Here is a 12,469-nt window from a genome sequence, read left to right on the forward strand (position 1 = left end):
AGGAAAACCAGGAGGTAAAAAAGTGATAAAGATTCAGGTTCCAGATGCGGCAAAGAGAATCATCGAACAACTGAATACCAACGGTTTTGAGGCATATGTGGTGGGAGGCTGTGTGAGAGACAGCCTCTTAGGCCGGATGCCGGAAGACTGGGATATCACCACCTCGGCAAAGCCGGAACAGGTTAAGGAAATCTTTAAAAGAACAGTGGATACAGGAATCCAGCACGGCACGGTTACCGTATTGATTGACCATGAAGGATATGAGGTCACCACTTACCGCATAGACGGGGAATATGAGGATGGACGCCATCCCAAATCTGTGGAATTTACCGGAAGCTTACTTGAGGATTTAAAACGCCGGGATTTTACCATCAATGCCATGGCTTACAGTGACCGGGAAGGGCTGGTAGATGCCTTTGGCGGGGAAATGGATCTTGAGCGCCGGACTATCCGCTGCGTTGGAAATTCTTTGGACCGGTTTACTGAGGACGCTTTAAGGATCTTAAGAGCCATTCGTTTTTCTGCCCAGCTTGACTTTACCCTGGAAGAGGATACCAGGGCGGCAATTTCCCTTATGGCTCCCAATATGGGAAAGGTCAGTAAGGAACGGATCCAGGTGGAGCTTACAAAGCTCCTCCTTTCCGGTCATCCGGAGAGGATCAAGGCCGTGTATGATAATGGAATAGCCCCATATATTTCCCCGCATTTTAAGGAAGCAGGAAGACGTCTTAAAGAAACCGAAAAAATCGGAAACCTGCCGCTTAAAAAACATATGCGCTGGTCCGGTTTTTTAAGGCAGGAAGAGCCTCAGGATGCGGTCCGTATCCTTAAGGAGCTGAAGCTGGACAATGATACCATTCATCAGACAAAAACTCTTGTCAGTTTTTGGAAAATGGAGATCCCGGCGGATAAGCCGGCCATCCGTCATGTCATGAGCGGATTATCCCAAGAACTTTTTGAGGATCTTCTGTGTTTTCAGAAAGTATTCTGTCCCAACCCTTATCAGGCCCAGTTAACGGTGGTAGAGCAATTTTCAGAGGAAATCTTAAGAGCAGGGGATTGTATCCGTTTAAAGGACATGGCCGTTACCGGAAGAGAACTGATGGATGCAGGCATGAAGCCGGGACCTGAAATGGGGGCAGTTTTAAACCGCTTATTCCAGATAGTTCTTAACCGGCCGGAATGCAATAACAGGGAATATCTGATGAAATCAGCAGAACATTTTTTAGAGGAACAGGCTTAAGGCACGTATAACTTTCCGCCGTATTTTGCATATTTTTTTCCACCTCTTCATACCCTAGAAGTAGCTGATGAGCTAAGAGTTGGAGGGGTGGTTGTGAACGAGAAATACACAGAGGTGCTTTCGCAGTATGAGCTTGAAATTCTTGATGTGAAACGCGGCCGGGGCGCCTGGCTGTGTGAAACGAATCAAGGGCTCAAACTGCTTCGGGAATATAAAGGAACCTTAAAGCGCCTGGAATTTGAGGATCAGGTATTTTCACAGATGAAAGAAGTCTGTCATTTAAACGTAGACCGCTACGTCAGGAATAAAGATGGTGAACTCCTCTCCAGTGCCGAGGATGGAACCCGGTGGATCGTCAAAGACTGGTATGCGGACCGGGAATGTAATTTGAAGGATAGCAAAGAGGTATTATGTGCCATCGAACAAATTGCTTCTTTACATAAAATGCTGCGGCGGATCGAGTTTAAAGAGGAATGGAATCTGGGATCCATTCTGGTACAGCAGCCGGCTGAGGAAATGGAACGGCACAACCGGGAGCTGGTGCGTGCGCGCACGTTCATCCGGAATAAACGGAAAAAGTCTGAGTTTGAACTGTGCGTAATGGGTAATTATGACATATTTTTCGAACAGGCCATGGAAGCCTGTAAAGGGATGGCAGGCTTTTACGAAAATAGAGAGAACAGTGAGGAGTATCTGTGCCACGGGGACTTAAACCAGCACCACATCCTCATGTGCTTTCATGATGTGGCCATCGTGGAATTCAACCGCATGCACAAGGGGCTGCAAATGGAGGATTTATACCACTTTATGAGGAAGGCCATGGAAAAACATGACTGGAATTTAAAGCTGGGAATGGCCATGCTGGAAACCTATACAAAGGTTCTTCCTCTTTCGGATGCAGATAGGATATGCCTTTACTATTTGTTCTTATATCCGGAAAAGTACTGGAAGCAGATCAATTTTTATTATAATGCCAACAAGGCCTGGATTCCCGCACGGAATATTGAAAAGCTTAAGGATTTAGAGATTCAGCAGCCCATGCGGAATCTTTTCCTGTCAAGAATCAAGGATTGAGAGAAGGATCCGCCTGATTTCATCAGGATACAAAATAATGGAAATACGCTTTTCTTTTAACCTGTTATGCTTTATAATAGCCATAACGGAAATGGAAAGAAAGGGGTATTATGCTTATGAAAGATTACAGAAGTATATATGAGGAATGGCTATTAAATCCATATTTTGATGAGGCAACAAAGGATGAGCTTCGGAGTATAGCAGATGATGAAAACGAGATCAAAGAGCGTTTTTATCAGGATCTGGAATTTGGCACCGCCGGCTTAAGAGGCATCATTGGTGCCGGTACCAACCGGATGAATATTTATGTAGTCAGAAAAGCGACCCAGGGGCTTGCAAATTATATTAAAAGCCAGGGCGGAGCAGATAAAGGTGTAGCCATTGCGTATGATTCCAGGCATATGTCCCCGGAATTTGCACAGGAGGCAGCCCTTACACTGGCTGCGAATGGGATTAAGGCATATAAATTTGAATCTCTGCGTCCCACGCCGGAGCTTTCTTTTGCTGTAAGGGAATTAGGCTGTATTGCCGGGATTAATATTACGGCCAGCCATAATCCTCCGGAATACAACGGATACAAGGTATATTGGGAGGATGGTGCCCAGTTTACTCCGCCTCATGACAAAGGGGTAACTGCAGAAGTTTTAAATATCACAGATATTTCCACAGTAAAAACCACCACTGAGGAAGCTGCAAGGGAAAAAGGAATGTATGAAATCATCGGAGCTGATCTGGATGATAAATATATCGCACATGTAAAGGCTCAGGTTGTGAATCAGGATGCCATCAATCAGATGCAGAAGGATATTAAAATTGTCTATACTCCCCTCCATGGTACAGGAAATCTTCCTGCAAGAAGAGCGTTAAAGGAAATCGGATTTACTCACGTATATGTGGTACCGCAGCAGGAGCTGCCGGATGGCGACTTCCCAACAGTCAGCTATCCCAATCCCGAGGCTGAAGAGGCTTTTGAACTGGGCCTTGCTCTTGCAAAGGAAAAGGATGCGGACCTGGTTCTGGCAACGGACCCGGATGCGGACCGTCTTGGGGTGTATGTAAAGGATGAGAAATCCGGAGAATATATCCCCTTGACCGGTAACATGTCCGGTTCTCTTCTGTGTGAGTATGTGCTGAGTCAGAAAAAGGAAAGAGGAGCGATCCCCCCAGACGGACAGGTAGTCAAATCCATTGTTACCACCAATCTGGTGGATGCAGTGGCCAAAGCCTACGGCTGTGAGCTGATTGAGGTTTTAACCGGCTTTAAATACATTGGACAGCAGATCTTAAAGGAAGAAGCCACCGGCTGCGGAACCTATATGTTTGGCCTGGAGGAAAGCTACGGCTGTCTTATCGGAACCTATGCCCGTGATAAGGATGCCATCTCTGCAACCGTGGCTTTGTGCGAGGCTGCAGCCTATTATAAGACAAAGGGTATGACTCTGTGGGATGCCATGACTGCTCTCTATGAGAAATACGGGTATTATAAGGATGCGGTAACGTCCATAAGCTTAAAGGGCTTGGAAGGACAGGAAAAGATCAAGGCCATCATGGAAGCCATGAGAAAGGAAACTCCGGCGGAAGTTGGAGGTTATCAAGTCCTTTCTGCCAGAGACTACAAGCTTGATACAGTGAAGGATATGGGCACGGGAGAAGTGAGTCCTACGGGACTTCCCCAGTCTGACGTGCTTTACTATGAACTGACAGAGGATGGGTGGCTGTGTGTAAGGCCATCGGGAACGGAACCAAAGATCAAATTTTACTATGGTGTTAAGGGTGCTTCCATGGCGGATGCGGATGAAAGATCTGCAAAGCTGGGAGATGCGGTCATGGCTATGGTGGATAAGATGATGTAAGGACTTAAAAATAAGACGGAGCCAGGCTTTTGACCTGGCTCCGTTATTGCATTTTTCAGCTATGATTTTTTATACTTTTTGGTATATTCCTTTAATTCCCTTAAAGCCTCCCCAAACATCCGGGATGAAGCCGTAGGGTTTCTGCGCAGGATTCCTTTTCGGTAAAAGGTCAAACGTCCGGTCAGCTTGTCTTTCGTTTCGGTAAGAGACTGAAGGCGCTCTGCCAACGCCGATTCTTTTAAGGCGCTGGCTGTTTCAGCCTTAAAGGAAGAGATTTTTACTATGGTTTCATCCTTTAAACTGGCGGCCTTTTGAATGGTTTCAGTTTTTATGTCTGACACCTTTTGGGCGGTTTCTGCTTTTATGTCAGACATTTTTTGGGCAGTTTCCGCTTTTAATAAGGAAATCTGTACCTGTACTTCCTCCAGCTCTGACTTTAGTTTTGTCATAGATTCCAGGATTCTGCCAAGATCCAAAGCTTCCTTGGTGGAGTGTACAGCATCGGTGACAAAAAGAATCCCGATCACCACCACCAGGACGATGCATACAGTCCCGTTCAGGCGAAGGACAAGCCATTCCAGGGGGCGGTGAATAATTTCCGTCAGCAGCAGGGTGAGGAACCCCCATGCAAGAGAGGTACCAAGGCAGATATATCCGTTTATATTAAATGGATTGTTGCTGTAATCCCAGTATTTCATTTTAAACAAGCGCTCCATAACGTAACCGGTGGCATATTCCAGGGCGGAGGCGCCAGCCATGCCAAAGAGAAATACCAGGAAAATGTTGCCCTGGACAGGCAGGGACAGCCACAGCATGATTATGGCTCCGCTTCCGTACAAGGGTAAAAGGGGAAGTCTTAGAAACCCCCGGTTTACAAAATGAAGGCTTCTTACGGAAACATAGGTGGATTCTATGATCCAGCCGATAAAGCAGTATATGAAAAAAAACAGCAGCCATTGATACCAAGTATATAAATACATAAGATATCATCCTCTCTTTGATATATTCCTGTTGGGATTATCATAAACGCTTTTGTCGTTTTTTGCAACCTTTGCTTGCTTTAATCGCGTCTGTCATGTAGAATTATGATGTTTCATATTCAGAACATAAAAGGTCTGGGAAAGGCCATGGGCTGCAGCAGGGTAAAAAGAAATCAAACCGCATTTATAAAGGAGTTTTTCAATGAGTATATTAAACGTAGAACATCTGACCCATGGATTTGGGGACCGTGCGATCTTTCAGGATGTATCCTTCCGCCTTTTAAAGGGAGAGCACATCGGCATGATCGGAGCCAACGGGGAAGGTAAATCCACATTTATGAATATCATAACCGGAACATTGCAGCCGGATGAAGGAAAGGTGGAGTGGGCCAAACGGGTCCGCGTAGGTTATTTGGACCAGCATACCGTACTGGAAAAGGGGATGACGATCAGGGACGTATTAAAAAGCGCCTTTGCCTTCCTGTATCAGATGGAAGAGCAGATGAATGAGATCTGTGACCATATGGGAGAAGCCGATGAGGAAACTATGACCGCCATGATGGAGGAGCTGGGAACCATTCAGGATCTTCTTATGGCTCATGATTTTTACATTATTGATTCCAAGGTAGAGGAAGTGGCCAGAGCCTTGGGTTTAACCGACATGGGTTTGGATAAGGATGTAACGGAACTAAGCGGAGGTCAGAGGACTAAGATTCTTTTAGGCAAGCTTTTATTGGAAAAGCCGGATATCCTTCTTCTTGATGAGCCGACCAATTATCTGGATGAACAGCATATTGAGTGGCTGAAGCGTTATCTTCAGGAATATGAAAATGCGTTTATTCTGATTTCCCATGATATTCCTTTCTTAAACAGCGTGGTCAATATCATATACCACATGGAAAATCAGAATCTGGACCGTTATGTAGGGGACTATGAAAAGTTCCAAGAGGTATATGCGGTGAAAAGGGCGCAGCTGGAAGCGGCTTATAAGCGGCAGCAGCAGGAGATCGCGGAGCTGGAGGATTTTGTGGCCAGGAACAAGGCAAGAGTTTCCACCAGGAACATGGCCATGTCCAGGCAGAAGAAGCTGGATAAGATGGAGGTCATTGAGCTGTCAAAGGATAAGCCAAAGCCGGAATTTCATTTTATGGAAGCCCGAACAGCCGGAAAATACATTTTTGAAACCACGGATATGGTCATCGGCTATGAGGAACCTTTGTCAAGGCCTTTGAATCTTTCCATGGAGCGCGGCGAAAAGGTGGTTTTAGTAGGCGCAAACGGCATCGGCAAGACCACCCTTTTAAAGAGCATCCTGGGGCTTGTGCCATCCTTAGAGGGGAATGTGGAGCTTGGAGATTACCTTTCCATCGGATACTTTGAACAGGAGATGGCTCCTGGAAATACTACCACCTGCATTGAAGAGATCTGGAAGGAGTTTCCTTCCTATACCCAGTACCAGGTCCGTTCTGCTCTTGCCAAATGCGGACTGACCACCAAGCATATTGAAAGCCAGGTGCGGGTGCTCAGCGGAGGAGAACAGGCAAAGGTCCGTTTATGTAAGCTCCTTAACCGGGAAACCAATGTCCTGCTTCTGGACGAGCCTACCAACCATCTGGATGTGGAGGCAAAGGAAGAATTAAAGAGAGCCTTAAAGGAGTATAAGGGAAGCATTCTTTTGATTTGCCATGAACCTGAATTTTATGAGGGGATTGCCACCAGGGTGCTGGACTGCAGGGAATGGGCGCTCCGATTATCATAAAAGATAGGATACTGGGAAAGAATCCAAAAAATAACTAAGAAAAAACGCTTTTGGAACTTTTCTTGGATGATGCGGCATTCGCCGAATGGATATGATTGTATATTCATTCGGTTCAATGCTGGTGCAAATAAAAAATGGGGTCTGATTCCTTAAGGAACCAAACCCCAATTAACATGCTGCGATTGGGAATAACAAGTATATAAAAATAAGAAAATGTTCTTTTAGGGGGGCCGGACGGCTCGCGCCGTCCGGTATGAGTATGAAAAAGCTTTGTGATTTCAAGTAAGTTACTTGAAACAAAAGGCCCGTTATCCTTCCGGATAACGTATTATTAGTATACGAAGAAATTGTGACTAAAATGTGTACCACATATTAAAAAAAAATAAACATAATAAAAATTAAAAAAAGCCTTTGAATTCCCATGGTTATTGTATATAATAAATAGGAACTGTGACTTCAATGACGAATTATATATAATTTTGAAGATAAAGGAAACCCTGGGAACAGGATACAGCGAACAGGAGGAAACAAGATGATGATGTCCAATGATATTGGAATTGATTTAGGTACAGCAAGCATACTGGTCTATATTAAGGGAAAGGGAGTTGTATTAAAGGAGCCATCCGTTGTAGCCATCGACCGTGACACCAATAAAATCAAAGCCATTGGAGAGGAAGCCAGACTGATGATCGGCAGAACACCGGGCAACATTGTGGCAGTAAGGCCTCTTCGCCAGGGCGTTATTTCTGATTATACCGTAACGGAAAAAATGCTGAAGTATTTTATTAACAAGGCGGTTGGAAAGAAGACCTTAAGAAAGCCACGGATCAGTGTCTGCATTCCCAGCGGTGCGACTGAAGTGGAGAAAAAAGCGGTAGAGGATGCGACTTATCAGGCAGGAGCCAGAGAGGTTTCGATTATTGAGGAACCGGTTGCAGCAGCTATCGGCGCAGGAATCGACATTTCAAAGGCCTGCGGTAATATGATTGTTGATATTGGAGGAGGAACTTCTGATATTGCCGTTATTTCCCTTGGGGGTACGGTAGTAAGCACCTCCATAAAGGTTGCAGGAGATGATTTTGATGAAGCTCTCGTCCGCTACATGCGAAAGAAGCATAATCTTTTGATTGGAGAGAGAACGGCTGAGGAAATTAAGATCAACATCGGTGCAGCATACAGAAGGCCGGAAGTCCTGACCATGGAGGTCCGGGGACGTAATCTGGTTACGGGTCTTCCAAAGACCATTGTTGTTACTTCTGACGAAACCTTGGATGCATTAAAAGAACCGGCCATGCAGATTGTAGATGCAGTTCATAATGTGCTGGAGCGCACTCCGCCGGAGCTGGCTGCAGATATTTTTGACCGGGGAATTGTGCTTACCGGAGGCGGCTCTCTCTTAAGCGGTCTGGATTCCCTGATCGAAGAAAAGACGGGTATCACCACCATGATCGCAGAGGATCCGTTGACTGCGGTAGCCATTGGAACAGGGAAATTCATTGAATTCTCCCATGGCGGAGATAATAAAACAGAATTTTAACCATTCACAGGGCTGATAGAAATATCAGTCCTGTGAATGGTTGACAGGACTGCTTTGGAACGACCCTGGCGGCATCTTAGGATTCCGGCGGGGCTGTTCCAAAGCAGTCCACTTGTATTTATGTGTGCGGCGAGCCGTGGGATATGCCTGGAACTTCCTATGGCGGCTGCTGCAAGAATCATAGGTAACGTACAAAATGTGTTTCTTATGATTGACGGGAGGAACCATGGCAACAGTCTGCGGATTTGTAGAAAAAATTAAATACAGGAACGAAGACAACGGTTATACCGTCTTAAGCCTTGTTGACGCTGGAGAAGAATATACCCTTGTGGGGAGTTTTCACTACATAAGCGAGGGAGAAATGATCGAAGCGGTAGGTTCTATGACTGAGCACCCGGTTTATGGAGAGCAGATGACCGTTGAAAGCTATGAGATCAAGGCTCCGGAGGACACTGCGGCCATGGAACGGTACCTGGGGTCAGGGGCCATCAAAGGGATCGGGGCGGCTTTGGCAGCCAGAATCGTCCGCCGCTTTAAAGCGGATACCTTCCGCATCATGGAGGAAGAGCCGGAGCGGCTTTCCGAAGTAAAGGGAGTTAGTGAAAAGATGGCAATGTCCATTTCCCAGCAGGTAGAGGACAAAAAGGAAATGCGCCAGGCCATGATGTTCCTTCAGGAATATGGGATTACCATGAATCTGGCGGTAAAGATTTATCAGGAATATGGGCCCAGGCTTTACGGCGTATTAAAGGAGAACCCTTACCAGATGGCGGATGATATTCCGGGGGTAGGATTTAAAATGGCAGATGAGATTGCCAGAAAAGCCGGCATTTTCACGGATTCGGATTTCCGTATCAAATGCGGGGTGCAGTACACCCTGCTGCAGGCGACGGCAAACGGCCATACGTATCTGCCGGAGGAAGAGCTTCTTTCCCAGGCTTCGGAGCTTCTTCGTATAGAAGTGTCCTATATAGAGAAGCATTTGATGGACATGCAGCTGGATAAGCGCCTTGTCATCCGCGAATCAGAAGGAAAACGCATTGTTTACGCCGCTCAGTACTATTACATGGAACTGAATGTGGCAAAGATGCTTCATGATTTAAATATCAGAGGTCAAATGCCGGAAGAGGAAATCCGGCACCAGCTTTTTAAGATTCAAAACGAAGAGCAGATCGAGTTGGATGAAAAGCAGATCCAGGCGGTGGTGGAAGCGGTCAACAGCGGGCTTCTCATCATCACCGGAGGGCCTGGCACCGGTAAGACTACCACGATCAATACCATCATACGATTCTTTGAAAGTCAGGAAATGGAGATTCTGCTGGCAGCTCCCACCGGCAGAGCGGCAAAGAGGATGACAGAAGCCACCGGTTATGAAGCCAGGACCATTCACCGGCTTTTAGAGCTGACCGGAGTTCCGGGAGACGACCGCTCCATTGGAATGCATTTTGAGCGGAATGAGGAAAATCCCCTGGACGCCGATGCAGTAATCATTGATGAGACATCCATGGTTGATATTCATTTGATGCAGTCTCTGTTAAAGGCCATTAATCCGGGTACAAGGCTTATCCTGGTGGGAGATGTGAACCAGCTTCCCAGTGTTGGACCAGGAAACGTGCTCCGGGACATGATCGATTCCCAAGGCTTTAATGTTGTCATGCTGACCAAGATTTTCCGGCAGGCCACCCAAAGCGACATCGTGGTCAATGCCCATAAGATCAACCGGGGGGAACAGGTGCCTTTGGGAAAGAAGAGCAATGATTTTCTGTTTATCAAGCGAGAGGATCCCAATGCCATCATTAATGCCATGATCACTCTGGTTCAGGACAAGCTGCCGGGTTATGTCCATGCAAAGACCTATGATATCCAGATTATGACGCCCATGAGAAAAGGGGCTATTGGCGTGGAACGGCTTAATGCCATATTACAGGAATATTTAAATCCTCCCGGGGATGGGAAGGCGGAAAAGGAAGCTGCAGGGGTCATTTACCGGGTAGGGGATAAGGTCATGCAGATCAAGAACAATTATAACATTGAGTGGGAGGTCCGCAATGGATACGGCATTCCTGTGGACAAGGGAACGGGCATTTACAACGGAGATATGGGAATTGTCCGGGAGATCAATTCCTTTGCCGAGCTGGTGACGGTGGAATTCGACGAAGGCCGCATGGTGGATTACAGCTTTAAACAACTGGAGGAGCTGGAGCTTGCCTATGCCATTACCATTCATAAATCCCAGGGGAGCGAATATCCGGCAGTTGTCATCCCTGTCTTTTCCGGACCTAGGATGCTTATGACCAGAAATCTGATTTATACCGCGGTGACCCGTGCAAAATCCTGCGTTTGTCTTGTAGGAATGCCGGAGGTCTTCGGGGATATGGTAAACAATGAAATGGAACAGCGCAGATATTCCGGCTTAAAAGAACGGATCTGTGAAATCACCCGGATATCTTAAAAGGGAGAAGCACACATTGTGTGTTCCTTCCATTATTGCAGCATCTGCTGCGTGAACATGCCTGCAAATTGGTTTGGTTCGTCACTTTCGTAAATTCTCTGGGCAGACAGTCTAGGTATCGTCTGCCCATCTACTTTCTTTTGCTTCTATTCGTTCTTTTTAAGGAGAATCGTTCTATGTACCCATCTTTTTTTATTGATTTCCTATTTCCCAGACGCTGCCCGGTCTGTGACGGGATTGTTATGCCAAAGGGCGGGCTGATCTGCCCGCCATGCGTGGCAAAGCTGTCATTTGTCAGGGATCCTGTGTGCAAAAAATGCGGAAAGGAGATTATTAGTCCGCATATGGAGTATTGCCTTGACTGTATCAGGCATAAGCGCACCTTTGAGTATGGCAGGGCTCTTATGAATTATGATGATAAAGCCGGAAATTCCATAGCAAGGATTAAATATAAGAATAAGCGGGAATACCTGGATTTTTATGGGGAGGCAATTTGCGTGCGGTATGAGAACGTGATCCGGCGTATGGAGGCAGACATCCTTGTTCCCGTTCCGATCCATCCTTCCAGGAGGAGGGAAAGAGGGTTTAACCAGGCAGAGCTTTTAGCCCACAGGATCGGCGATTACATGAAAATCCCTGTCTGCCCTGAAATGCTGGCCAGAAATAAAAAAACCATGCCCCAGAAAGGACTTGATCCGGCTGGAAGACTTAAGAATCTGGAGGAGGCATTTGCTGCGGGAAACGTTAAAAATAGGGTGGAAGGGGTGATTCTCGTGGATGACATTTATACCACGGGAAGCACCATTGAGGCCTGTACACGGGCGCTGAAAAAGGCGGGAATAAAAAGGGTATATTTTCTTGCGATTTGTATTGGACGGGGACAGTAGATTGATGTATGATATCAATTATTATAGCAATCATGCCTAGGAGGAAATAATATGGTGATCAGAACCGCAGAAGAAAAGGATATGCCGGAGCTTTTGGATATTTATAATTATGAAGTAGAGCATGGGCTGGCCACGTTTGATTTAAATCCTAAAACCATGGAGCAGCGGCTGGCCTGGTTCCGGGAACATAACGTGGGAAATCATCCCTTGATTGTGGCAGAGGAAGACGGAAAAGCAGTGGGCTATGCGAGCCTTTCCTCTTACCGTCCCAAAGAGGCTTATGCAGCTACCGTGGAACTGTCCGTATACATTCATAAGGATTACCGCCGCAGAGGGGTGGCCGGGGACTTAACTTCTGCAATTCTTAAAATTGCTAAGGAACGGGATGATATTCATACGGTAATTTCTGTTATTACCGGAGAAAATGAGGCCAGCATCCGGCTCCATGAAAGGCTTGGATTTATTCATTGCGGAACCATAAGGGAAGTGGGAGAGAAATTCGGGAAGATGCTGGATATTGAGAATTATCAGATGATGGTTTAGAACAGGTTTTATGGCTTGAACCATTTGATAAAATGTTAGAAAAGAGCCTTGCTCCATGACGGAAGCCAGTCATTTTGCGGGCTTTTTTTATTTAAACAGAACCTGTTTTCTAGGAACTTTTAAAATCCGCTTGACCATGAC

9 protein-coding genes are annotated in these 12,469 nt (G+C 46.2%); 8 read left to right on the top strand and 1 reads right to left on the bottom strand.

From position 1 onward, the window contains the following. Window positions 1-25: 25 nt before the first annotated feature. The 3 genes from CLOSA_RS02040 to CLOSA_RS02050 all read left to right on the top strand — a co-directional run bounded on the left by CLOSA_RS02040 (window position 26) and on the right by CLOSA_RS02050 (window position 4,170). The gene (locus CLOSA_RS02040; protein ID WP_041708806.1) at window positions 26-1,243 is read left to right on the top strand and encodes a CCA tRNA nucleotidyltransferase; all 1,218 of its coding nucleotides are present in this window, start codon (window positions 26-28) and stop codon (window positions 1,241-1,243) included. 93 nt (window positions 1,244-1,336) lie between these two features. Beyond that, window positions 1,337-2,317 carry a protein kinase family protein gene (locus CLOSA_RS02045; protein ID WP_013271125.1) on the top strand — a complete coding sequence of 327 codons (981 nt, stop codon included), beginning with the start codon at window positions 1,337-1,339 and terminating at the stop codon, window positions 2,315-2,317. Between the two features lie 116 nt (window positions 2,318-2,433). Continuing rightward, window positions 2,434-4,170 carry a phospho-sugar mutase gene (locus tag CLOSA_RS02050; RefSeq protein ID WP_041708807.1) on the top strand — a complete coding sequence of 579 codons (1,737 nt, stop codon included), beginning with the start codon at window positions 2,434-2,436 and terminating at the stop codon, window positions 4,168-4,170. Window positions 4,171-4,229: 59 nt separating this feature from the next. Here the strand turns inward: CLOSA_RS02050 and CLOSA_RS02055 are convergent, their stop codons facing one another. Next, window positions 4,230-5,150 carry a putative ABC transporter permease gene (locus tag CLOSA_RS02055; RefSeq protein WP_013271127.1) on the bottom strand — a complete coding sequence of 307 codons (921 nt, stop codon included), beginning with the start codon at window positions 5,148-5,150 and terminating at the stop codon, window positions 4,230-4,232. 202 nt (window positions 5,151-5,352) lie between these two features. On the opposite strand from CLOSA_RS02055, the gene CLOSA_RS02060 reads away from it, so the two are divergent. From CLOSA_RS02060 to CLOSA_RS02080, 5 genes are all read left to right on the top strand, one after another. Continuing rightward, window positions 5,353-6,909, top strand: a complete 1,557-nt coding sequence (locus CLOSA_RS02060; protein ID WP_013271128.1) for an ABC-F family ATP-binding cassette domain-containing protein — start codon at window positions 5,353-5,355, stop codon at window positions 6,907-6,909. A gap of 532 nt (window positions 6,910-7,441) precedes the next feature. Next, the gene (gene mreB, locus CLOSA_RS02065; RefSeq protein ID WP_013271129.1) at window positions 7,442-8,446 is read left to right on the top strand and encodes a rod shape-determining protein; all 1,005 of its coding nucleotides are present in this window, start codon (window positions 7,442-7,444) and stop codon (window positions 8,444-8,446) included. 226 nt (window positions 8,447-8,672) lie between these two features. Beyond that, window positions 8,673-10,898, top strand: a complete 2,226-nt coding sequence (gene recD2 / locus CLOSA_RS02070; RefSeq protein WP_013271130.1) for an SF1B family DNA helicase RecD2 — start codon at window positions 8,673-8,675, stop codon at window positions 10,896-10,898. A 176-nt stretch (window positions 10,899-11,074) separates the two neighbouring features. Continuing rightward, a complete protein-coding gene (locus tag CLOSA_RS02075) occupies window positions 11,075-11,785 on the top strand; it encodes a ComF family protein (protein ID WP_013271131.1) in 711 nt (236 codons plus the stop codon). A gap of 51 nt (window positions 11,786-11,836) precedes the next feature. Next, window positions 11,837-12,328 (top strand): GNAT family N-acetyltransferase, encoded by a 492-nt coding sequence (locus CLOSA_RS02080; RefSeq protein ID WP_013271132.1) that lies wholly within the window; start codon window positions 11,837-11,839, stop codon window positions 12,326-12,328. The last annotated feature ends 141 nt before the right edge of the window (window positions 12,329-12,469 follow it).

It is taken from the genome of [Clostridium] saccharolyticum WM1, assembly GCF_000144625.1.
GTDB classification, from domain to species: Bacteria; Bacillota; Clostridia; order Lachnospirales; family Lachnospiraceae; genus Lacrimispora; species Lacrimispora saccharolytica.

Excerpts from the sequence above, each read along its gene's own strand:
- CLOSA_RS02050 (WP_041708807.1), top strand. The coding sequence starts at position 2,434 with ATGAAAGATTACAGAAGTATATATGAGGAATGGCTATTAAATCCATAT.
- CLOSA_RS02055 (WP_013271127.1), bottom strand. The coding sequence starts at position 5,150 with ATGTATTTATATACTTGGTATCAATGGCTGCTGTTTTTTTTCATATAC.
- CLOSA_RS02060 (WP_013271128.1), top strand. The coding sequence starts at position 5,353 with ATGAGTATATTAAACGTAGAACATCTGACCCATGGATTTGGGGACCGT.
- mreB (WP_013271129.1), top strand. The coding sequence starts at position 7,442 with ATGATGATGTCCAATGATATTGGAATTGATTTAGGTACAGCAAGCATA.
- recD2 (WP_013271130.1), top strand. The coding sequence starts at position 8,673 with ATGGCAACAGTCTGCGGATTTGTAGAAAAAATTAAATACAGGAACGAA.
- CLOSA_RS02075 (WP_013271131.1), top strand. The coding sequence starts at position 11,075 with ATGTACCCATCTTTTTTTATTGATTTCCTATTTCCCAGACGCTGCCCG.
- CLOSA_RS02080 (WP_013271132.1), top strand. The coding sequence starts at position 11,837 with ATGGTGATCAGAACCGCAGAAGAAAAGGATATGCCGGAGCTTTTGGAT.